Origin of the sequence: Ferrovibrio sp. (assembly GCF_002796975.1) — a bacterium.
GTDB lineage: Bacteria > Pseudomonadota > Alphaproteobacteria > Ferrovibrionales > Ferrovibrionaceae > Ferrovibrio.
This window is the reverse complement of the sequence record NZ_PEKV01000022.1, coordinates 59,935-81,582: the sequence shown is the minus strand read 5'-3', so window position 1 is coordinate 81,582 and position 21,648 is coordinate 59,935. Positions and strand designations below refer to the sequence as shown.

The following is a 21,648-nucleotide window of genomic DNA, read 5'->3' as shown; positions in this document are numbered from 1 at the left end:
AGCCCGGGCATGACAAAGCTGGGTGGAAGCCGCGGCCTATTTGCCGTGGCAGTATTTGAACTTCTTGCCTGAGCCGCAGGGACACGGTGCGTTGCGCGGCGTCGACTTCCAGGTCGACTCGTCGTTGGGATCGACAGCGACGGCGGCGCGCGACTGCGCCACCGGGCGCGACGGCAGGCTGCCGTCATCGTTGCCGCCTTCGATCTCGCCGCCGCGGCTCTCACGCATGGGCTGGCTCGGCCGCGCAAACAGATCGGCCGGCGGTTCCTCGGCACGGACTTCCACGCGCGACAGGATCGAGGTGGTCTGCTCGCGCACGCGGGTCAGCATCTGCTCGAACAGCGAGAAGGCTTCGCGCTTGTATTCGTTGAGCGGATCCTTCTGCGCATAGGCACGCAGCCCGATGGCCTGACGCAGGTAATCCAGGTGATGCAGATGCTCTTTCCAGGTCTGGTCGAGCACCTGCAGCAGCAGGCTGCGCTCAACCATGCGCATCACATCGGGACCGAAATTGGCGGCCTTCTCGGCCATGCGGCGCTCGATGGCGTCCTGCAGGCGCTCGCGGATCTGCTGGTCGGCGATGCCTTCTTCCCTGGCCCAGTCGACGATCGGCAGGTCGAGCGCGAAGATGCGGCCCACTTCCGTCTGCAGGCCTTCGGCATCCCACTGTTCGGCATAGGCGCGTTCGGGGATATGGCGGTCGACCAGTTCGCCGGCGATTTCCTCGCGCATGTCGCGCACGGTATCGGCCACGTTGTCGGCGCCCATGATCTCGATGCGCTGCTCGTAGACCACCTTGCGCTGGTCGTTCATCACATCGTCGTATTTCAGCAGGTTNNGCTTCGCCTTCCTTCAGGCCGAGCCGCTGCAGCATGCTGTCCATGCGCTCGGAGCCGAAGATGCGCAGCAGGTCGTCTTCCAGCGAGAGGAAGAATTTCGACGCGCCGGGATCGCCCTGGCGACCGGAACGGCCGCGCAGCTGGTTGTCGATGCGGCGGCTTTCATGGCGTTCGGTGCCGATCACGTAAAGACCGCCGGCGGCGCGCACCTTGTCCTTCTCGGCTGCCACTTCGGCGCGGATCTGCGCTTCCATCTTGGCCTTCACTTCGCCTTCCATGCCCTGCGTTTCCGCCAGGATGCGCATGTCGGCATTGCCGCCGAGCTGAATATCGGTGCCGCGGCCGGCCATGTTGGTGGCGATGGTGACAGCGCCGAGCCGGCCGGCCTGGGCCACGATGAAGGCTTCCTGGTCGTGATGGCGCGCATTCAGCACGTGATGCGGAATCTTGCGCTGCTTGAGGAAGTCGGACAGCAGTTCCGACTTCTCGATCGACACCGTGCCGACCAGCAGCGGCTGGCCTTTCTCGCGGCATTCGCCGATCAGGTTGACGATGGCTTCGTATTTCTCGCGCGCGGTGCGATAGACCTCGTCGTCGCCGTCGAGACGTGCGACCGGTACGTTGGTCGGGATCTCGACCACTTCCAGGCGATAGATGTCGGCGAATTCGGCGGCTTCCGTCGAGGCCGTGCCGGTCATGCCGGCCAGCTTGGGATACATGCGGAAGTAATTCTGGAAGGTGATCGAGGCCAGCGTCTGGTTCTCGGTCTGGACGGAGGCGCCTTCCTTGGCTTCCAGCGCCTGGTGCAGGCCGTCGGAATAGCGGCGGCCTTCCATCATGCGGCCGGTGAATTCGTCGATGATGATGACCTTGTCGTCCTTCACGATGTAGTCGACATCGCGGGTGAACAGTACATGGGCGCGCAGCGCCTGGTTGGCGTGGTGCACGACGGCGATATTCTCGACATCGTACAGCGAGTCGGATTTCAGCAGGTCGGCGGCGCGCAGGATCTGCTCGATATGCTCGGTGCCGGCTTCGGTGAAGTTCACCGTGCGCTGCTTCTCGTCCTTCTCGTAATCTTCCGCCACCAGCTGCGGGATCAGCGCGTTGACCTTCACATAGAGGTCGGTGGTGTCTTCCGACGGACCGGAGATGATCAGCGGCGTGCGCGCCTCGTCAACCAGGATCGAGTCCACTTCGTCGACGATGGCAAAGCTGAACGGGCGCTGCACCATGTCTTCGCGACGGAACTTCATGTTGTCGCGCAGATAGTCGAAGCCGTATTCGTTGTTGGTGCCGTAGGTCACGTCGCAGGCATAGGCGTCGCGGCGTTCGTTGTCGTCCAGGCCATGCACGATCACGCCTGTGCTGAGGCCGAGGAAGTTGTAGACGCGGCCCATCCATTCGGCGTCGCGGCGGGCGAGATAGTCGTTCACGGTGACGACATGCACACCCTTGCCGGGCAGGGCGTTGAGATAGACGGCGAGCGTGGCAACCAGGGTCTTGCCTTCGCCGGTCTTCATCTCGGCGATGCGACCGTCATGCAGCACCATGCCGCCGATCAGCTGCACGTCGTAATGGCGCTGGCCCAGCACGCGTTTGGCGGCCTCGCGCACCACGGCAAAGGCTTCGGGCAGCAGGTCGTCGAGGTCATCGCCCGGCTTGCTATTCTGTCCGGCCAGCCGCTGGCGGAATTCGGCGGTCTTGGCCTGCAGCTCGGCATCGCTCAGGGGGGCGATCTTCGCCTCCAGGTCGTTAATCTCCTGGACGGTCTTGAGGTAGCTTTTCACCGCCCGGTCGTTGGCCGAACCGAACAGCTTCTTGGCGATCGCGCCGAACATCTATGCCGTACCCCTGGGAATGCGCTAAATCCGCGTCGCGCAACGAGAACCGGCGCAACGGAAACCGGGGCAATAGATATGCACTGCCCCCCGCCATGTCAACGAAGCGGCCTGCGGCATAACCCCGCCCGGTGAGCCGGTAAGCGCCCCGGCGGGCCGCATTGACCTGCGGCAATTCAAGGGGTTACATCGCGCTTTCACTGAAAGGCCCACCCGTGTCCGCTGCCCCCGCCTCGTCCCAGACCGCCCCCGATGCCGTTGTGCTCGCCCAGGCCCTGATCCGCTGCCCGAGCGTGACCCCGGCCGACCAGGGCGCGCTCGGCGTGCTGGAGGGGGTGCTGGCCCCGCTGGGCTTCCGCTGCGAGCGACTGAAATTCACCGCCCCGGGCACTCCAGATGTGGAAAACCTCTATGCCCGCTGGGGTACTGGGGAGACCAATTTCTGCTTCGCCGGCCATACCGATGTTGTCCCGGTGGGCGACTCTGCGGCCTGGAGTGTCGATCCCTTTGCCGCCGAGATCCGCGACGGCCAGCTCTATGGCCGTGGCGCCACCGACATGAAATCGGCCATCGCCGCCTTCGTGGCCGCTGCCGGACGCTTCATCGCTGTGCGCGACGGCAAGATCCCCGGCGGCATCAGTCTCCTCATCACGGGGGACGAGGAAGGCCCGGCCATCAACGGCACGACGCGCGTGCTCGACTGGCTCAAGGAAAAGGGCGAGACGCTCAGTGTCTGTGTGGTGGGCGAGCCGACCAATCCGCTGCGGCTGGGCGAGATGATGAAGATCGGCCGGCGCGGCTCGCTGACGGCGCGATTGACCGTGCATGGCGTGCAGGGCCATGTCGGCTATCCGCATCTGGCTGACAACCCGATCCCCAAGCTGCTGGATATTCTCTCGGCGCTGAAGTCGCGCCGGCTCGATACCGGCAACGCACATTTCGAGGCGTCGAATCTGGAAATCACCACCGTCGATGTTGGCAATCCGGCCAACAACGTGATCCCGGCCAATGCCAAGGCCGTGCTCAACATCCGCTACAACACCGAGCAGAGTTCGGCCGGCCTGAAGGACTGGATCATCCGCACCTGCGAAGCGGTCTGCGGCGGCCAGGGTGAAAACCGCGCGCTGCTCGGCACGCGTTTCGACCTCACGCTGGAAGACGGTGCCATGCCCTTCCTGACCCAGCCGGGGCCTTTCGTGGCAGCGATGGCAGAGGCCGTGAAAGAGGGCACCGGTCGCGCGCCCGAACTCAGCACCACCGGCGGCACCTCGGATGCGCGTTTCATCCAGGCCTATTGTCCGGTGGTGGAATTCGGTCTCGTCGGCCAGACCATGCACAAGGTGGACGAACGCGCCGGCGTCGAAGACATCCGCGCACTGTCGAAAGTTTATGAAGGCATGCTGCAGCGGTTCTTCGATGGCCTTGCCGTCCAGCGCTGAGATCACCGCCGCCGTCAAAGGCCTCGGCCTGCTGCTGCGTGGCGACGCCCGCGCGCTGCTCTGCTACGACCTGTCGCTCGACGGCTTCTGGCGCAGCTTCTGGCTACCGCTGGTGCTGCTGGTGGTCTATGCGCTGGTGATGCAGCCGACGATGGCGGAACTGGCGGCCTACGACGAGGACCGGGCCTTCTACATGCTGGCCCAGGGCCTGAAATTCCTGCTCAACTGGGTCGCCTATTTCGCCCTGATCGCCGGCATCAGCCGCATTTTCGGCCTCGGCGAACGCTTCGGCATTTTCGTCATCCTGTACAACTGGGCGCAGGCCATCACCACGGCGGCGACCCTGCCGATCCTCGCCGGCGTCGGCTGGGGCCTGCTGTCATCGAGCGTGCTGGCCGGCTGGAGCACGGCGTTGCTGCTGGCCTGGCTCTATATTGTCGTGCGGGTGGCGCGCCATGGCCTGGGCGCCACGCTGTCGCTGTCGGTCGCCATTTCGGCGCTCGACCTGCTGGTCACGCTCGCGATCCACCGGCTGGTCGACTTGCTGCTGTAGTCAGTAATCCACCCGCATCAGGCAGAGGCCTTCCGGCGGCGCGGTCGGTCCAGCCGCACGGCGGTCGGCCTTCTCCAGCGCTACGCTGACGTCATCGGCGCTCCAGCGGCCTTCGCCGACCAGTTTCAGCGTGCCGGTCATGATGCGCACCTGGTTATGCAGGAAGCTGCGCGAGCGCGTGGTGATATGAATTTCGTCGCCCACGCGTTTCACATCCAGCGCGTCCAGTGTGCGCAGCGACGATTTCGCCTGGCATTCGGTGGAGCGGAAACTGTTGAAGTCGTGATGCCCGACCAGGCGCTGCGCCGCAATCTGCATGGCCTCGGCATCCAGCGGCACCGGCACATGCCAGACAGCGCCGGACTCTATAGCGGGCGGCGGGCGGCGATTCAGGATGCGGTAGAGATAATGCCGCGCGGTGGCCGACAGGCGCGCGCTGAATTCGCCGTCCACGATGGCGGCATCCAGCACGGCGATGCGGTTTTCACGCAGGTAAAAATTCAGTCCGTCACGCAGCCGGTCGGGCGTGAAGTCGCGGTCGAGGTCGAAATGCACCACCTGGCCGCGCGCATGCACGCCGGCATCGGTGCGGCCGGCGACAACAGTGTCGATGGTAAGTTCGCCGCCGCAGATCGCCTGCACGGCTTCCTCAAACGTCTGCTGCACGCTGGCGACGTCGCGCTGCTTCTGCCAGCCGGCAAAGCGGCTGCCGTCATATTCGAGCGTCAGGCGATAGCGCGGCATGGCGTTTAAAAGGCAGGCGTGGATGCCCGGAACAAGTCCGGGCATGACAAGAAAAATATAAGCGTGTCATGGCCGGGCTTGTCCCGGCCATCCACGTCCTGCGTTTGCGCCGGCTTAACCAACCCGGCTCCCCTTCGGTAGCGGCAGGCCGCGCAGGAAATCGCCGATGGCGACCGGCGTCTTGCCGGGACGTTGCAACTTCAGCAGTCTGAGCGCGCCCTCTCCACAAGCGATGGTGCCGGCATCATCCAGTGCCGTTCCCAGTGTATCACGGCCATCGACAGGCTCGGCGGCTAGCAGTTTGATACGTTCGCCGTTCAGCTCAAAAGACGTCCCGATGCCGGGATTGAGCGCGCGCACGGCGCGGTCGATCTCGACAGCGCTCCGGCTCCAGTCGATGCGGCCTTCGTCCTTCAGCAGCTTGGCGGCGTAGGTGACGCCCTCGGTCGCCTGCACCTGGGGCTGTATCTCGCCCTTGGCAAAACCATGCACGGCGCGCAGCATCAGCGGCGCACCGACGCGCACCAGTTCGTTATGCAGTTCGCTCACCGTCATGCGCGGCGTGATCGGCACGGTCTCGCGCAGCAGCACCGGGCCGGTATCGAGCCCGACATCCATCTGCATGGCGCAGACGCCGGTTTCGGTATCGCCCGCCATGATGGCGCGGTGGATCGGCGCGGCGCCGCGCCAGCGCGGCAGCAGCGAGGCATGCAGGTTGAAGCAGCCATGTTTCGGCGCCTCGAGGATCGGCTTGGGCAGCAGCAGGCCATAGGCCACAACAATGGCGGCATCTGCGTTGAGGGCGGTGAACTCGGCCTGCGCCTCCGGCGTCTTCAGGCTGACAGGATGACGCGCGTCCAGACCGTTCTGCTCGGCAAAAGCCTGCACCGGCGACGGCGTCAGTTTCTGGCCGCGGCCGGCCGGGCGCGGCGGCTGGCTGTAGACGGCCGCGATCTCGTCACCGTTTTTCAGAAAGGCATCCAGCACCGGCACGGCGAAATCCGGCGTGCCCATGAAGACCAGACGCAGTTTCGTCATGCCGAAGTCCGGCTCAGCCGGCGGCGGCGAAGCGCTTCTGCTTCAGCAGCTTGCGCAGGATCATGTTGCGCTTCAGCGCAGAGATATGGTCGACGAACAGAATGCCTTCGAGATGATCCATCTCATGCTGCAGACAGACGGCGAGGAGTCCATCGGCGTGCAGTTCCTGTTTCTCGCCATTGCGGTCGAGATAGCTGACCTTCACCTCGGCCGGGCGCTCGACTTCGGCATAGTGTTCGGGCAGCGACAGGCAGCCTTCTTCATACAGCTGGTCGTCGTCCGACACCCAGGTGATTTCCGGGTTGATGATATACAGCGGCTGCTTCTCGTCGCCGTCGCGGCTGATGTCGATCACCAGCATGCGCTTGGCGATGCCGACCTGGATGGCGGCAAGACCGATGCCCGGCGCGGCATACATGGTCTCCAGCATGTCATCCAGCTGCTGGCGCACCTCGTCCGTCACCGCGTCGACCGGGGTCGAGACGGTTTCCAGGACCGGGTCCGGGGCAATGAGGATGGGCAGCAGGGCCATGGTTCAAAATCCGCGATACAGCGCCTTAATTCTGGGCCGTCACATAGGCTGTGGGCTGGCAGTCCGTCAAGCCCGCATGATATGAACGGCCATGTCCATGGATATAGTGCCGATTCTCGGAATCGCCAGCATTGCCGGCCTGGCGATCATCCTGATTCTGCTGGTTTTCCTGCTCAGGCGCGGGGGGCGTTCTGGCGGCGAGGCTGCGCTGGTGGCCGAACTGCGCGATCAGCTGGATGCCGCCCGTGACGAGGCGGCGGGCGCTCAGGCTGCCCGGCTGGAGGCCGAACGCGCCGCCGCCGGCCTGCGCAGCGAACTGGCAGTGAAGAGCCAGGCCTTCGAAAAGCTGGCTGAAACCGCCACCCAGGCGGCCAAGGCCGCGGCGCTGGAATCCGCTGCCCAGATGTCGAACAAGCTGCTGGCCGACCACAAGCGCGAGGCCGAAGCGCAGAAGGAAGAGTCGCAGAAGAAGGTCCAGCAGGTCACCGAAGGCGTGGTCAAGCAGATGACCGAGGTGGCGCAGGTCGTGGCCGCCACCGTGGCGCAGCAGCAGAAGGACAACAGCCGGGTCGATGCCATCCACCGCATGCTGTCGCATCCCGGCGGCGCCGGCCGGCTGGCCGAGATCGGGCTGGAAAACACGCTGAAGACCTTCGGCCTGCAGCCCGGCGTCGATTTCATCATGCAGTATCATGTGGCCGGCGACGGCGAGCGCGGTGCATTGCGTCCCGATGCGATCGTCTTCCTGCCGGGCGATGCCGTGCTGGTGGTCGATTCCAAGGCGTCCAAGCTGCTGCTCGATCTGGCCGAGGCTGAAGGCGAGGCGGCGGAAGCGACAGCGCAGCAGTCGCTGGCGCAGCGCATGAACACGCATCTGCGCCAGCTCACCGCCAAGGATTACGGCAATGCCGTGCTGGCGGCCTACAGGGAATCGAAGCGCGGTGGCAGCATCAAGCGCAGCATCGTCGCGATGACCTTGCCCAATGATGCGGCAGTCGAAAAGCTGCGGCTGGCGGCGCCGGATTTCGAACAGCGCGCCATTGCGGCCGATGTGATGCTGGCCGGGCCGTCCTCGCTGTTTGCCCTGATCGCCTATTCGCGGATGCAGATCGACACCGGCCGGCAGGCCGAGAATCTCGACAAGATCGTCGAACTGGTGACGAAACTCACCAATAACCTGGCGGTCTCGCTCAGCCATGTGGTGACGCTGAACAAGAGCGTCAAGACGGCGGCCGATGCCCTGTCGAATTTCAGCGGTTCGATCAATCGCAACGTCCTGCCTCAAATTCGCCAACTTGCGAAGTACGGTATACGCCCCAGCAAGGCGGCGCCGGACCAGCTGGCGCGGCTGAATGTGAGCGAACCGATGGATGATGTGATCGAAGCCGATGTTGAAGATGTCACGCCGCAGCTTCCCGGCTTAAGCGGGAAATGAGCGAGCAGCCACAGGCTGGCCCGGAAAAGGTCAGCGAGATCGTCGCAGCGATCTGCAACGGGCCGGACAGCGACCGCATCAGCCTGGACGAGTTGCTGCGTGCCTTCGGCCTGCGCAGCTTCGGTTTCCTCGTGCTGGTCTTCGCGTTGCCCAACGGCATTCCGGCGCCGATCGCGCCCGGGCTTTCCGCGATCCTCGGCGCGCCTTTGCTGCTGCTCTCGGTGCAGATGCTGCTCGGTTTCCGCACGCCGTGGTTCCCGGCCAGCTGGCGGGCACGCAGCTTCGCGCGTCGCGATGTCGCAAAACTGCTGCGCCCCGCGCTGCCGTATATTGTCAAAATCGAACGCTTCGTCCGGCCGCGTTTCACGCATCTGGCCGCCGGGCCGCTGGCGAGCCGCCTGATCGGCGGGCTGATTCTGTGGAACGCCATCCTGCTGTCGCTGCCGATCCCGTTCGGCAATCTCATTCCGGCCTGGGCGATCATCCTGGCTGCCCTGGGCCAGGTCGAACGCGACGGCGCACTGGTGGTCGCTGCGGTGGCGTCGAGTGTGGTCGCCACCGGCTGGGTCTGGTTCCTGCTTGATGTGGGGCTCGCCATTCTCGACCGGATTTTCGGATGACAGCCGATGACGTGATCAGGCTGCTCGGCCTGCAGCCGCATCCCGAAGGCGGGCATTACGTCGAGACGTTTCGCGATCCAGCGGTGGATGCAAATGGCCGCAGCCGCTCGACCGCGATCTACTTTCTGCTGAAGCAGGGTGAGGTCTCGCACTGGCATAAGGTGGATGCCGTCGAGACCTGGCACTGGCATGCCGGCGCGCCGCTGATGCTGCGCATCGCCGAGAAGAAGGGCGGCGGCATCCGCATGATCACGCTCGGCAACGATCTGGCGAAGGGCGAGCGCCCGCAGGGCATCGTACCGACCGGCTGGTGGCAGGCGGCGGAAACACTTGGCGAGTGGACGCTGGTCGGATGCACCGTTGCGCCGGGGTTTGAGTTCAGCGGTTTCGAACTGGCGCCGAAGGGCTGGGGGCCCTGACGCTCCCTCACTGTCATCCCCGGGCTTGTCCCGGGGATCCACGCCTTGTTTTTTAGACGTGGATGGCCGGGACAAGCCCGGCCATGACAATCATGAAAAATACTTCCCCGGCGTCGTGCCGAGGCTTCGCCTGAACATCGCCGTAAACGCCGCTGGGCTGGCATAGCCCAGATCCTGCGCTACCAGTGCGACGGGCTTGCCCGTGCTCAATTGCGCCAGCGCTTCGGCCAGCCGCGCCTGCTGGCGCCAGGCAAGGAAGCCCATGCCGGTCTCGCGCTGAAACAGGCGGGCGAGGCTGCGGCTGCTCATGCCGGCGTCGCGCGCCAGTGTCTCGATATCGGTATCCGTGCCCAGGCGCTCGATCACCAGCCGACAGATCGCCTGCAGCCGGGTATCCTGCGGCAGCGGCAGATGCAGCGGCACCACCGCCACGCCGCGCAGCTCATGCAGCAGCAGTTGTGCGATCGCCTCGCCGCGCGAGCCGCTGTCATACTCCATCGGTTCCTCCATGGCGGCGAGGATCAGCGCGCGCAACAGGTCCGACACCTCGATCACCTGGCAGTCGGCCGGCAGGTTCCCCGCCGTTTCCGGTGCGATATAGAGCGTGCGCATCGCCACCGCGCCGCTCATGCGGATTTCATGCTCGATGCCGGGCGGAATCCACAGCGCGCGCTGCGGTGGTACCACCCACGTCCCTTGAACCGTGCTGATCCGCATCACGCCGCGCGTGGCATAGAGCAACTGACCGCGTTCATGGCTGTGGCGGGCGATATGGTGCCCGGAGACGAAATCCTTCGGCATCGCCGCCACCGGGCGGGCGATGCGCTGGTAATCCTCGGCATTCGTGCTGCGCTTGGCCGGCATTGTCCGATTCTCGATAGAATAGGGCAGGACAATTCCTATCAGACATGGTTATGGTGGTTGCTGCAATCATTTCTCATCAGGATTCCGTCCATGTCGCTGGCCCGCCGCGTCATCAACTACGTCAACATCGCGCATCTGTTCGACCATATGTTCATGCTGATCTTCCCCACCGCCGTGCTGGCGATGGGCGCGGATTTCGGCAACAGCTACGGCGAACTGCTGGCGCTCTCCATCGGCGGCTTCATTGCCTTTGGCGCCGGCTCGATCCCGTCCGGCTGGCTCGGCGACAAATGGAGCCGGCGCAACATGCTCGGCGTCTTTTTCCTCGGCATCGGCACGGCTGCGATTTTCACCGGGCTGACCTCGTCGATGATCACGCTCGCGATAGGCCTCACGCTGATGGGGCTGTTCGCCTCGATCTATCATCCGGTCGGCACCGCGATGCTGACCGCGCATGCGGACTCGCTCGGCTCTGAAACGCTCGGCCGCGAACTCGGCCTGAACGGCGTCTGGGGCAATGTCGGCGTCGCCTGCGCGGCGCTCGTCACCGGCGCCATCGCACAGTTCCTCGGCTGGCGCTTCGCCTTCATCCTTCCGGGTGCAATCTCGATCCTGTTCGGTATCGCCTATCTCGCCATGGTGCCCGAACATGCCAGCCCGCCGCGCAAGGGCAGGCCGCAAAAGGCCGTGCCGCGCGCCATTGCCATGCGCGCCTTTGCCGTGCTGGCGGTGGTGGGCGTCAGCGGCGGCGTGGTGTTCAACGCGGCGACGATTGTTTTGCCCAAGCTGTTCAGCGAACGCATGCATGACCTGATCGGCACGCCGGTTGGCATCAGCCTGCTGGTCTTCGTGGTGTATCTCGCCGGCGCGATGGCGCAGCTGATCATCGGCCGTCTGGTCGACCGCTATACGCTGAAGCAGATCTTTGTGGTGGTGTCTTTCCTGCAGGCGCCGTGCCTGCTGCTGGCCGGCTTTACGGAAAGCTGGTGGCTGATCCTGCCCTGCCTCGGTGTGATGTTCGCCGTGTTCGGCCAGGTCACGATCAACGACACCATGGTGGCGCGCTACACGTCGGATGAATGGCGGGCGCGGGCGTTTTCGCTGCGCTATCTGCTGTCGTTCGGCGCCAGCGCCACGGCCGTGCCGCTGATCGCGCTGGTCTACGAACGCGGCGGCGGTTTCGACACGCTGTTCGGCGTGCTGGCGGTGCTGGGCTTCAGCATCTTCCTTTCGGCACTGGTTTTCCCCGGCGGTTCGCCCACCGAGGAAGACATGCGCAAAGAAGCCGTGCCGCCCTCAGCGGCGACGCCGCAGGTCAGCCGTGCCTAGCACGGCGCCGCCGACGATCAGCGCGCAGGCGAGGATCACCGGCAGCGTCAGCGTACCCTGACCGAAGACGATCAGCAGCAGGGTCGACAGCAACGGCGCCGCGTAGGCCATAGTACCGAGGGCGCGCACATCGCCGCGCTTCATGCCGTGGTCCCAGCAGAAGAAAGCCAGTCCGACCGGACCGAGGCCCAGCGCGGCGACGGCGGCCCATTCATAGGTATCTGCCGGCCATGACGTGGTCTCGAACATGAAGTGGCCGATCCACGACAGCACAGCCGTGGCGGCGCAGAAGGCGCCGACCGCATCAGTGGGAACGGTGGCGAAGCGCCGGCTCAGCACCGAATAGATCGACCAGGTGAAGGCGCAGGCAAAGGCGGCGGCGTAGCCCGCCGCATAACGCCAATCGAAACCGATCTCGCCTTTGCCGGCGATCAGGATAACCGTGCCGATCAGACCGCAGCCCGCGCCGGCGATATGGAACCAGCGCAGTCTTTCGCCCGGCAGCAATGCCGAGAACAGCACGATCAATAGAGGCCAGAGATAGTTGATCAGGCTGGCTTCCAGCGGCGGCGCCAGTTTCAGCGCCAGGAAATACAGCGCGTGGTAGCCGAACAGCCCGCCGACGCCGAGCGCCCAGGCGGCTTTGCTGAGGCGGAAGTGTTTCACGACACCGTCGCCGCGCAGGATCCACATAATGATGGCGGCCAGTGCCGACAGCGTGAAGGTCATGGCGGTGAGCTGCAGCGCCGGCACGTTCGGCGTCAGCGTGGTGAAGAGGGCAAGTGCGGCCCAGAGCCAGATGGCGATGGTGCCGATCAGGGTGGCGCGCAGCTTGCCCTGCGCGGAATCAGAAGTCGTCATGGACAGAATGTACGTTCCGGATCAGGCCGTGGTCGCAGCGTCCAGCCGGTAGTACAGCGGCGAGGCCGAATCTTCCAGCAGCCGCAGCCGGCCGCGGATCGCCAGCGGGCCTTCCGTGTGGGCAATCGGCGCGGCGGCCTTCACCGCCACCAGCCGGCGCAGGTCGCCCATCATGCAGGCTGGGCAGTGGAACTGCAGCGCCCCCAGCACGAACTCGCTGTGCCGCTCGCCGTCATGGAACGGCATCATATAACCGGCCAGCGTCACGTCCTGGCCGTCCAGCACATGCAGATCGGCGGGGAAGCGGCTGATGCGGCCGTCGCGATACATGCTCTCGCCGGCACGGGCCAGCTGGCTCCAGTCCAGTGCGCCTGCCAGGTCGGGCGGACCGAGCCGCAGATGGGCAGGGGCATCTTGGATTGAAAGCGCCAGGGCAGGACTGGCGGCTGCCGTGCAGGCGAAACCGGCGACGGAGGCGGTCAGGAACTGGCGACGGCGCATGGTGGGCCTCGTTGCGGGATGGATGAGTGTTATAATGTATCATTTTTTGAGGGTGGGTTTCAAGACGACAAAGTCTGGATCCCCGCCCGTCGCGCTTTGCGCGACAGTATATGTAAGGCGGCAAGGCCGCCGGGCGCGGGGATGACGATTGGAGTTATTCGTCGTTCCCGCGAAAGCGGGAACCCAGTTTCTGTAGATGCCCCGCTTTTCCGCCTCATAAGAAAAACTCATGCCGCTGCGCCGGGCAGGGCGCTATAACCCCGGCAATGAGTCTCGCATCCTTTCGTGCCGGAGGTTGGCGCCGCGACGGCTGGCCGCTGGTCGCCATGCTGTCGGTCGCCCAGCTGGTCTCCTGGGGCACCATCTTTTACGGCTTCCCGCTCTTCATCGCCTCGATGGAAGCAGAGTTCGGCTGGAGCCGCAGCCTGCTGAATGGCGCGCTCTCCCTCGGACTTCTGACTGCCGGTTTCGCCGCCTATCCGCTCGGCCGCGTCATCGACGCCTATGGCGGCCGGCTGGTGATGAGCATCGGCTCGCTGCTCGCCGTGCTGCTGTTCGTCGCCTGGGCCTATGTGCGCGATCCGGTGCTGTTCTATGCGATCTGGTTCGGCTTGGGCATCGCGCAGGCCTGCACGCTCTACACGCCGGTTTTTGCCGTGCTGACGCGGCTGTTCCCCGACAGCGCGAAAGTGCGCATCACCATGCTGACGCTGATCGGCGGCTTTGCCAGCACGGTGTTCACGCCGCTGATTGCCTGGTGGATCGAAAGCCTCGGCTGGCAGACTGCGCTGCTGCTGATGGCCGCGTGCAATCTGGTCTTCTGTCTGCCCGTGCATGCGCTGCTGCTGCGCGACCGGACGCGCCCGCCAAACGATGCGCCGGCGCAGATCGGCGACAAAACGCCCATGCAGCGCGCTCTCCGCAACCCTGTCTTCTGGGGTCTGGCGGTCTGTTTCACGTTTTATCTGCTGGCGCATGCCATGCTGATCTTCCATTTCCTGCCGATGCTGGCGGAATACGGCATCGCCCTGGCCACAGCCGTGGCAATCATCACCGTGATCGGTCCGGCGCAGGTCGGCGGACGCATCCTGCTGCTGTTCGGTCGCAAGATCGAAACCGTGGCGACCGGCTATATCGTCATGAGCCTGTTCGTGCTGGCGATGCTGGTGCTGGTGTTCTTCCCATCCGTTGTGCCGGCGTTGTTCATGATGGCGGCGGTCTATGGCGCGGCCAATGGCATGATGACAATCCTGCGCGGCACCTCGGTGCCCGACCTGCTCGGGCGCGAAGGCTTCGGCGCGATCAGCGGCGCGCTCACCCTGCCGGCCAGCATCGCGGCGGCCATCGCGCCGTCGCTCGCCGCCCTGATCTGGCAGGCGACCGGCGGTTATGCGGCAGTTACATTCACCATGCTGGTGGCGATGCTGATCTCCGCCGCCGGCTTTGTTTTTGCCGTGAAATCGCGGAAATAACCATTTCCGGGCCGCATTGCGGCTATGCGCTTTCTGCAGCTTGACGAAATTTGCGAACAGGCAGAGCATCCGCGCCGCATTCGCACAGTGAATGCCTTGCGACAGGCAACTGGCCTCTCCACCTCCCCCAACGTGACATCATGAACCTGCACTGGCTGAGCCTGGAAAGGCTCAAGCGCCTGTTTCTGGGCGCACCTCTCGATCCGCTTTCTCCCAAAGTACGCCAGCATATCGCGCTGGCCGCCTTCGTGGCCTGGGTCGGCCTTGGCGCCGACGGACTCTCCTCGGCCAACTACGGTCCGGAAGAAGCCTTCCTGGCGCTCGGACCGCATACGCATCTCGCGCTTTATCTCGCGGTGGCCACCGCACTCACTGTCTTCATCATCGCGTTTTCCTACAACCAGGTCATCGCGCTGTTTCCCAATGGCGGCGGCGGTTACAAGGTCGCCACCGAACTGATCGGCAGCCATGCCGGGCTGTTATCCGGCTCGGCGCTGATCATCGACTATGTGCTCACCATTGCCATTTCGGTAGCCAGCGGCGTCGACGCGCTGTTCAGCCTGGTGCCGCCGGAATACCGCATGTGGAAGCTGCCGGTGGAATCGCTGGTCGTGCTGCTGCTGGCCGGCCTGAACCTGCGCGGCATGAAGGAACCGATTGCGCTGCTGGTGCCGCTGTTCCTCGGCTTCATCCTCACCCATGCGGTGCTGATCGTGGCGGGCATTGGCATGCATGCCGCGCATCTGCCAGCGTTGATCCCAGACACCATCACCGAGACGCGCAACTTCTCGGCCGAGATCGGCATGGTCGGTGTGATCGCGCTGCTGCTGAAGGCCTTTGCCATGGGCGGCGGTACCTATACCGGTATCGAGGCGGTGTCGAACAACGTCAACATGCTGCGCGAGCCACGCGTACGCACCGGCAAATGGACCATGCTCTACATGGCGCTGTCGCTCGCCTTCATGGCGGCTGGCCTGATCGCGCTCTACCTGCTCTGGCATGTCGGCAAGCAGGACGGCCGCACGCTCAATGCCACGGTGTTCGAAGCGGTGCTGACCGAACTGACCGGCGGCGGCCCTATCGTGCCGGTGCTGCTGGCCATCACGCTGGCCTTCGCCGCTGCCCTGCTGTTCGTCGCTGCCAATACCGGCTTCCTCGGCGGCCCGGCCGTGCTGGCCAACATGGCGGTCGACCGCTGGATGCCGCACCAGTTCAGCCAGCTGTCCGACCGGCTGGTGACGCAGGACGGCATCGTCGTGATGGCGGTGGCCGCCATCGTCGCATTGTGGATCACCGGCGGCCAGGTGCATTTCCTGGTCGTGCTCTACTCGATCAACGTGTTCCTGACCTTCTCGCTCTGCCTCGCTGGCCTGTGCCGCTACTGGCTCACCCATCGTGCCGAGAAACGCTGGATCTTCGGCCTGGCGCAGTCGCTGCTCGGCTTCATCGTCACCTTCGGCATCCTGATGGTGACCTTGGTGGAGAAATTCGCCGATGGCGCCTGGTTCACCGTGCTGGCCACCGGTTTCGTCGTCCTGCTCGGCCTGGCGATCAGGCGGCATTACGATAGCGTGAACCGCCAGCTGGCCGAAGCCGATGCGCTGTTCGGCAACGGCCATGGCGAAGCGCCGCGGCATGATCTGGTGCCGGATCCCAAGGCGCGCACCGCGGCGCTGTTCTTAGGCTCGCGCGACGGTGTGGCGATGCACACGCTGCTGGCGGCACTGACCCTGTTTCCCAACCAGTTCGAGAATGTGATCTTCCTGACCGTGGGTGAGATCGATACCGAACAGTTCCACGGCCAGGACAAGGTTGCCCGCCTGCAGGCCGAGATCGACACGCGCCTGAAGCGGTTTTCCAACTGGTGCGAGCGACGCGGCATCGCCACGGATTGCTATGTCGGATACGGCACCGAAACGATCGACCAGCTTGACAAGCTGGCCGGCGAGGCGCTGCAGACCTACCCCAACACGGTCTTCTTCGCCTCCAAGCTTGTCTTCCGGCACGACAATGTCTTCACCCGCCTGCTGCACAATGCGACCGCTCTGTCGCTGCAGCGTCTGCTGCATCTGCGCGGCGCGCCGATGGTGATTTTGCCGATGAAGGTGTGAGAAAGGCCCTCACCCCAACCCTCTCCCGCGAGCGGGAGAAGGAGTCAGGTTCTTACCCTCTCCCATGAAGTGGGAGAGGGAGGGACCCGCGAAGCGGGAGGGTAAGGGGCTTGTGCCAATAAAAAACCCGCCGGAGATCCCAGCGGGTTTTATGGAGTTAAAGCTAGCTTCGCTTTTTTAACTCTGAAATTCGTCAGCGCCTTTTAGCAGCTTTCTTCTTTGGCGCCGCAGCCTTCTTCGCCTTGGCGGGCGCCTTTGCAGTCTTTTTCTTCGCCGGCGACTTTTTTGCCACAGGCTTGCGGCCGGTCTTTTTGGCGGATTTCTTCGGAGTAGTCTTCGGGGCAGCCTTCGGCGCGGGGATCAGACCGGCGACGAAATTCGGCAGCGCAAAGGCGGCGAAATGGATTTCCGGATTGTAGTAGCGCAGTGCCGGCAGCTTCGCCCTGTCGAACCGGGCGAATACCTGGCGCGGATCGATATCGGTGATGTCGCGGTCGCAGGCCCAGGTCATCGACATGAAGCCGCAGACATAGGTCGGCACTACGGCCAGATAGCTGCCGGAGTCCGCCCAGATCTTCTGGAACAGCTTGATGGCTTCCGTCAGTTCCGGGCCCTGCATATGCGGCACGCCGTTCTGCGCCACGAGAATGGCATTCGGCTTCATCACGCGACGGCAGTTGCGGTAGAAACCTTCGCTGAACAGCACAGTCGCAGGCCCGACCGGGTCCGGGCGGTCCACGATCACCAGGTCGTAGCGGTTCCTGGTTTCGGCCACATAGGCCGCGCCATCACCCACGATGAGATTGGTGCGCTTGTCGCTGAAAGCCTTGCCGCAGATTTTCGGCAGATACTTCCTGGCGACCTCGATCACTTCGCCGTCGATCTCGACCATGGTGGCGCGTTTGACCGACTTGTGCTTCAGCACTTCTTCCAGAATGCCGCCGTCGCCGCCGCCGATGATCAGCACGGACTCGACCTTGCCATGCGCCAGGATCGGCAGATGGGTCAGCATCTCGTGGTAGACGAATTCGTCGCCTTCGGTGCACTGGACCACGCCGTCGAGCGCGAGGACACGGCCGAAGCGACCGCTCTCGAACACGCCGACATTCTGGTATTTCGAGCGGCCCTCGAAGAGAACCTTCTTGACCTCGTGACTCTGGCGGAAGCCCTTGTACAGGGTTTCGTTGAACCAGGTGGTCACAGGACGAGGCCCCGCTTCATTTCGGTGCACTGGATATTGTCGGGCAGGAAGGCGCGACGCAGTACCGGAATCGCCTTCTGCGGCTGGCAGTCGCCGCAGACGAAGACGTCCAGCGCCGCATAGCCCTTCTCGGGCCAGGTGTGGATCGACATGTGGCTTTCGGCCAGCACGGCCACGCCGGAAATGCCGCCATTGGGCTCGAAATGATGCAGGTCGATGTTCAGCAGGGTCGCGCCGATTTCCGAGACAGCCTCGGTCAGCGTCTGCTTCACCAGTGCCAAATTGTCGAGATGCTTGCCGCCCCACAGATCGATGATCAGATGCATGCCGGCATAGCGCATGCCATCCTTGCAGATGAAATGCTCATCGACCGCAGCCTCCTCGCTCTGAACGGCATGGAGGGCGGGCTTCAGGTTATTCTTGCTCATACTGGTCTCCACCACGGGGATTGCTTTTCCACAATCCTGAGAAAAAAGTGCACCCCCGGTGACAGTAAGGGGGTATCCGATTGGCAGAGAGACTGTTGGGAAAGCCCCGTGGTTCCGGTCGGCACCGGCCCAGAGAAATCTATTGGCGCCAACGGCCAGTTCGCGACTTTCCAAACAGCCTCAAGGAGGGGGGTATGGGGCCATTTCCCCCCTGATGCAAGCAGAATCGCCCCCCAATCGGCCCCCCGGGAGATTTTTTTTAAGTTATGGACGGGATGTCACAATTTCCGGCTTTTCGACCGGTTGTATTCGCCGCTCGGTCGCGGTTTTACGACTTTAAAGGTAGCTGCCGGCCAGGGTGAAAACCGCGCCGTTCAGCCCTAGTTTGAAGCGCGCCACGCCGGCGCCGCGCTGGGTGTCCACGCCGCCGAGATCGAAATCGGTGACGCCGAGGTCGCGCAGTGTCAGCATCGCGTGCCAGAGCAGGCGGTAATGCGCCTTCACCAGACGTCCGGCCTCATTGCTCCAGCCCATCGCATAGGTCGCGGCTTGGCCATGCCGCAAGACGAGAATACCGGCGATCGGCCGCACCCGGCCCTGATGCGTGCCGGCATGGGCCCAGAACAGCAGCGCATCTTCGCCGTCCGGCCTGGTTGTCTTCGCGGCTTCGGCATAGGCGGCGTAGAAGCGTGCATCGGGTCCGCCGAAGCCTTCTTCCAGGCGGTGCTGCGCATGTTCGCCGACCAGGGCTGCAAACGCTTCATCGTTCCATGTGCCGGCGGCGATGCTGGCGGTTTCCATCAGCAGCGCGGATTTCTCGGCGGCCTTGAGCGTGTTGCGCCACTTGCCGTCGAGCTGGCCGCGCAGCTTGTCCGGGGTGGGACGCAGGTCGCAGCGGATCGAGGAATAGCCGGTCATCATCGGCCGGAGTCCGAGTTGTGCCATCGTGGCGTCGGAGTCCGCGCCGCCATTCAGTTCCGGCAGCCACCACAGCAGGCAGCGCGCGCGCCACGGATATTGCGCCCGGATCAGGGCCAGTGCGGCCTCACGCTCCGTGCGCGGCAGGCCCGGCACGAACAGCGGCCCGCGCACCAGGCGCACGAAATGGCCGAGCAACGAGATGCGGCGCACGAAAGCCTGTGCAAGCCCGGCCATGCTGCCGTCGTCGCGGCGCAGCAGCCAGCGTTCCGGCTGCACCTTGCCCCGCGTCACGGCGGCTATGGCAGCGCCATAGCACCAGCTCTGTTCCAGCACGCTGAAGCGGAGTGCGTTCTGCGCGGCGGCCCAGTCGGCCGGACTCATGCACGACGTCAGTTGCATCGGATCTCAGACTGCCATTTTCATACGACGGGCAAGCCGACATGGCTGGATGGCTTTCTGGCGAAAATCTGGCAGGCCATCAGCATGTCGATATTTTCATGATCCGTGGCCAGCGGCAGCCAGATCGCTTCGTAATCGTACCAGCGCTCGTCATAGAACTGCTTGTTGTGCACCAGCATCGGCGAGGGGTCGCGCGCCAGCATGTCCAGCCGGGCCAGCAGTAAGGTCCGGTACTGCATCAGCGGCAGTTCGTCGAGAAAGCGGCCGGTCATGTCGAAACCGTCGCGCGCCACGATAGCCGAGCCGATCAGGCGGTAGCGGAAACGGAAGCCGTCACCGTCGGCTTTGGGATGGATTTCGAAAATCGTGATGCCACCCAGCGCCGGTTTCATGTCGATGGGGTCGAGGTCGCCGCGCGCCGGAAAGCGATGCGTGCCGCGCTGGCGCTGCCAGTAATCGTACAGATGGCCGATCGCCGGTTCGCGGCAATCCGCAGCCGTGAAGTCGCGCCGCAGCTGGCTGGCGGTCGTGGAAAAGGTGGAGCGGCTGGGCGCCAGATCCGATGGGGGCTGATCTGTCATGCCCCAGCTTTGCCGCCTCGCCGATGGCTGTAAAGCCTGCCGCGGCGGCGTTGAAAGGCTATCGAAGCCGATGCGTCTTTCAGGTTACATAGTCGGCATGGCCCGTCTCGAGCGAATCCACAGCATGGCGATCCCGGCCCCGCGCTTCACGCGCTGGGCGTTGCTCTATTTCCTGAAATTCGTGGCCCTGCCGGTGCTGGCGGTGCTGCTCGCGCTGGATGTGGCGCTGTATTTCGTGTTCCGCCATTGGCTCGACGCCTGCTACGGCATCCTGTGTTTCTTCCAGTAGGCCGCAACGAAAAACGCCCATCCTGAAGGACGGGCGTTTTCGGAAGTCTTCCCTGAGGATTTGGTGGAGCCAAGCGGGATCGAACCGCTGACCTCCTGCATGCCATGCAGGCGCTCTCCCAGCTGAGCTATGGCCCCATAAAATCACGGACTTAAGGGCAACCTTGCAGTGGCCCGGGGTCCGTCGGCGGGGGCGGACCATAAGCCGCCCCCGGCTGGTTTGCAAGTGCTTCGTGGGCCGGAAAAACGACCCCAAACCACTCTGTTCCTTAGCGTTCCTCGTCGCCGTCCGGCTGGGCGTCGACGTCGATTTCCTCGGCGACGTCGTCTTCCTCGAACTCGTCGGCGTCTTCGAGAATGTCGTCGCCCAGGCCGGTATCCTCGACTTCATCGTCGATCGCATCCGGAGCCGGTGCCTTAGGCACCACCTTCTTCGGCTCTTCCACCTTGGCCGGGCGGCGCGAGGTTTTCATCAGCACGTCGGGATTGAAGTCGGTGCCGCATTTCGGGCAGGTGATCGGCGACTTGTTCAGATCGTAAAAAGCGGCGCCGCAACTCAGGCAGCGGCGCTTGGCGCCCCATTCGGCTTTGGCCATCGAGCAAATCTCCATGTATCGGCGACCGGGAAAATACAGGCCCGGAGGCGGCAGCCGGCCGGCTGGCCGGAGCGGCGCGATTGTGTTAAAGAAGCGCGCCCTGTCAACCCGTTACAGCCGGCTTTTTTCAATGCCGGCCGCCGTTTCCGGATCATCCCCCGCCATGACTGCCAGTTCCGACCAGACCGCCCGTCCGCTCCGGTCCCGTCCAGGGTCAAAAGGCCTCGCCGGCGCGGCCAAAGTCCCGGGCGACAAGTCGATTTCCCACCGCTCCCTGATCTTCGGGGCGCTCAGCGTCGGCGAAACCCGGGTCAGCGGATTGCTGGAGGGCGAAGACGTGCTGCGCACCGCCGCCGCCATGCGCGCCATGGGCGCCGAGATCGAGCGGCTGGAGGACGGCAACTGGAAGGTTCATGGTGTCGGCGTCGGCGGCCTGAGCGAACCGGCCGACGTGCTCGACATGGGCAATGCCGGCACCGGCGCGCGTCTGGTGATGGGCCTGGTCGCGAGCCACGATTTCGCTGCCACCTTTACGGGCGATGCGTCGCTGCGTCGCCGGCCGATGGGCCGTGTGGTCGAGCCGCTGACCCGCATCGGCGCGCGCTTTGTCGGCCGCAGCGGCGGACGGCTTCCGCT

Annotated in this window: 21 protein-coding genes, 1 tRNA gene and 1 pseudogene; 10 read left to right on the top strand and 13 right to left on the bottom strand. The window is 64.3% G+C overall.

Going from position 1 to position 21,648, the window contains the following annotated elements; all coding sequences use genetic code 11:
* Nucleotides 1-36: 36 nt before the first annotated feature.
* Nucleotides 37-2,680: pseudogene (gene secA, locus CTR53_RS20475) on the bottom strand (preprotein translocase subunit SecA).
* A 215-nt stretch (nucleotides 2,681-2,895) separates the two neighbouring features.
* Here secA and dapE point away from each other — a divergent pair.
* Both dapE and CTR53_RS20465 read left to right on the top strand, forming a co-directional pair.
* Complete coding sequence (gene dapE, locus CTR53_RS20470) at nucleotides 2,896-4,119, top strand: succinyl-diaminopimelate desuccinylase (protein WP_290818089.1); 1,224 nt, start codon at nucleotides 2,896-2,898, stop codon at nucleotides 4,117-4,119.
* Complete coding sequence (locus CTR53_RS20465; RefSeq protein WP_290818086.1) at nucleotides 4,097-4,672, top strand: hypothetical protein; 576 nt, start codon at nucleotides 4,097-4,099, stop codon at nucleotides 4,670-4,672. The genes dapE and CTR53_RS20465 overlap by 23 nt, the downstream gene beginning before the upstream one ends.
* Here CTR53_RS20465 and truA read toward each other — a convergent pair whose 3' ends face one another.
* From truA to def, 3 genes are all read right to left on the bottom strand, one after another.
* Nucleotides 4,673-5,416, bottom strand: a complete 744-nt coding sequence (gene truA / locus CTR53_RS20460; protein ID WP_290818083.1) for a tRNA pseudouridine(38-40) synthase TruA — start codon at nucleotides 5,414-5,416, stop codon at nucleotides 4,673-4,675.
* Between the two features lie 114 nt (nucleotides 5,417-5,530).
* Complete coding sequence (fmt, locus tag CTR53_RS20455) at nucleotides 5,531-6,454, bottom strand: methionyl-tRNA formyltransferase (RefSeq protein WP_290818080.1); 924 nt, start codon at nucleotides 6,452-6,454, stop codon at nucleotides 5,531-5,533.
* A gap of 13 nt (nucleotides 6,455-6,467) precedes the next feature.
* Nucleotides 6,468-6,986 carry a peptide deformylase gene (gene def / locus CTR53_RS20450; protein ID WP_290818077.1) on the bottom strand — a complete coding sequence of 173 codons (519 nt, stop codon included), beginning with the start codon at nucleotides 6,984-6,986 and terminating at the stop codon, nucleotides 6,468-6,470.
* 91 nt (nucleotides 6,987-7,077) lie between these two features.
* Between def and rmuC the strand changes: the two genes are divergently transcribed.
* Genes rmuC through CTR53_RS20435 form a run of 3 tightly spaced genes read left to right on the top strand, consistent with a single transcriptional unit; the run spans nucleotide 7,078 to nucleotide 9,460 of the window.
* Entirely contained in the window at nucleotides 7,078-8,421 is a 1,344-nt protein-coding gene (gene rmuC, locus CTR53_RS20445) for a DNA recombination protein RmuC (protein ID WP_290818075.1), read from the top strand.
* Entirely contained in the window at nucleotides 8,418-9,041 is a 624-nt protein-coding gene (locus tag CTR53_RS20440) for an exopolysaccharide biosynthesis protein (protein ID WP_290818072.1), read from the top strand. Before rmuC ends, CTR53_RS20440 begins: the two co-directional genes overlap by 4 nt.
* Nucleotides 9,038-9,460: a cupin domain-containing protein gene (locus CTR53_RS20435; RefSeq protein WP_290818070.1), complete on the top strand. Its 423-nt coding sequence runs from the start codon at nucleotides 9,038-9,040 to the stop codon at nucleotides 9,458-9,460. Before CTR53_RS20440 ends, CTR53_RS20435 begins: the two co-directional genes overlap by 4 nt.
* Nucleotides 9,461-9,550: 90 nt before the next feature.
* Here CTR53_RS20435 and CTR53_RS20430 read toward each other — a convergent pair whose 3' ends face one another.
* Nucleotides 9,551-10,324 (bottom strand): helix-turn-helix transcriptional regulator, encoded by a 774-nt coding sequence (locus tag CTR53_RS20430; protein ID WP_290818067.1) that lies wholly within the window; start codon nucleotides 10,322-10,324, stop codon nucleotides 9,551-9,553.
* Nucleotides 10,325-10,414: 90 nt separating this feature from the next.
* On the opposite strand from CTR53_RS20430, the gene CTR53_RS20425 reads away from it, so the two are divergent.
* On the top strand, nucleotides 10,415-11,653 hold the full coding sequence (locus CTR53_RS20425; protein WP_290818064.1) for an MFS transporter: 1,239 nt from the start codon (nucleotides 10,415-10,417) through the stop codon (nucleotides 11,651-11,653).
* On the opposite strand, the gene CTR53_RS20420 is transcribed toward CTR53_RS20425, so the two are convergent.
* Both CTR53_RS20420 and CTR53_RS20415 read right to left on the bottom strand, forming a co-directional pair.
* A complete protein-coding gene (locus tag CTR53_RS20420) occupies nucleotides 11,621-12,514 on the bottom strand; it encodes an EamA family transporter (protein ID WP_290818061.1) in 894 nt (297 codons plus the stop codon). The two genes, CTR53_RS20425 and CTR53_RS20420, sit on opposite strands and share 33 nt — an antisense overlap.
* A gap of 21 nt (nucleotides 12,515-12,535) precedes the next feature.
* Nucleotides 12,536-13,015: a hypothetical protein gene (locus CTR53_RS20415; RefSeq protein WP_290818057.1), complete on the bottom strand. Its 480-nt coding sequence runs from the start codon at nucleotides 13,013-13,015 to the stop codon at nucleotides 12,536-12,538.
* A 266-nt stretch (nucleotides 13,016-13,281) separates the two neighbouring features.
* On the opposite strand from CTR53_RS20415, the gene CTR53_RS20410 reads away from it, so the two are divergent.
* Both CTR53_RS20410 and CTR53_RS20405 read left to right on the top strand, forming a co-directional pair.
* The gene (locus CTR53_RS20410; protein ID WP_290818054.1) at nucleotides 13,282-14,487 is read left to right on the top strand and encodes an MFS transporter; all 1,206 of its coding nucleotides are present in this window, start codon (nucleotides 13,282-13,284) and stop codon (nucleotides 14,485-14,487) included.
* A gap of 140 nt (nucleotides 14,488-14,627) precedes the next feature.
* Nucleotides 14,628-16,598, top strand: a complete 1,971-nt coding sequence (locus CTR53_RS20405; RefSeq protein WP_290818050.1) for an APC family permease — start codon at nucleotides 14,628-14,630, stop codon at nucleotides 16,596-16,598.
* A gap of 193 nt (nucleotides 16,599-16,791) precedes the next feature.
* Here the strand turns inward: CTR53_RS20405 and speE are convergent, their stop codons facing one another.
* The 4 genes from speE to CTR53_RS20385 form a co-directional block, all read right to left on the bottom strand.
* The gene (gene speE, locus CTR53_RS20400; protein ID WP_290818047.1) at nucleotides 16,792-17,799 is read right to left on the bottom strand and encodes a polyamine aminopropyltransferase; all 1,008 of its coding nucleotides are present in this window, start codon (nucleotides 17,797-17,799) and stop codon (nucleotides 16,792-16,794) included.
* A complete protein-coding gene (speD, locus tag CTR53_RS20395) occupies nucleotides 17,796-18,227 on the bottom strand; it encodes an adenosylmethionine decarboxylase (RefSeq protein ID WP_290818044.1) in 432 nt (143 codons plus the stop codon). The genes speE and speD overlap by 4 nt, the downstream gene beginning before the upstream one ends.
* Before the next feature lie 336 nt (nucleotides 18,228-18,563).
* A complete protein-coding gene (locus tag CTR53_RS20390; RefSeq protein ID WP_290818041.1) occupies nucleotides 18,564-19,547 on the bottom strand; it encodes a GNAT family N-acetyltransferase in 984 nt (327 codons plus the stop codon).
* Between the two features lie 20 nt (nucleotides 19,548-19,567).
* Entirely contained in the window at nucleotides 19,568-20,128 is a 561-nt protein-coding gene (locus CTR53_RS20385) for a PAS domain-containing protein (protein WP_290818038.1), read from the bottom strand.
* A 97-nt stretch (nucleotides 20,129-20,225) separates the two neighbouring features.
* On the opposite strand from CTR53_RS20385, the gene CTR53_RS20380 reads away from it, so the two are divergent.
* Nucleotides 20,226-20,417: a hypothetical protein gene (locus CTR53_RS20380; protein WP_290818035.1), complete on the top strand. Its 192-nt coding sequence runs from the start codon at nucleotides 20,226-20,228 to the stop codon at nucleotides 20,415-20,417.
* A gap of 61 nt (nucleotides 20,418-20,478) precedes the next feature.
* On the opposite strand, the gene CTR53_RS20375 is transcribed toward CTR53_RS20380, so the two are convergent.
* Both CTR53_RS20375 and CTR53_RS20370 read right to left on the bottom strand, forming a co-directional pair.
* A tRNA-Ala gene (locus tag CTR53_RS20375) sits at nucleotides 20,479-20,554 on the bottom strand.
* Nucleotides 20,555-20,685: 131 nt separating this feature from the next.
* Nucleotides 20,686-21,012 (bottom strand): TIGR02300 family protein, encoded by a 327-nt coding sequence (locus tag CTR53_RS20370; protein WP_290818032.1) that lies wholly within the window; start codon nucleotides 21,010-21,012, stop codon nucleotides 20,686-20,688.
* Between the two features lie 163 nt (nucleotides 21,013-21,175).
* Between CTR53_RS20370 and CTR53_RS20365 the strand changes: the two genes are divergently transcribed.
* Nucleotides 21,176-21,648: 3-phosphoshikimate 1-carboxyvinyltransferase (locus CTR53_RS20365; RefSeq protein ID WP_367159009.1), on the top strand; the 473-nt coding region annotated here is incomplete at its 3' end.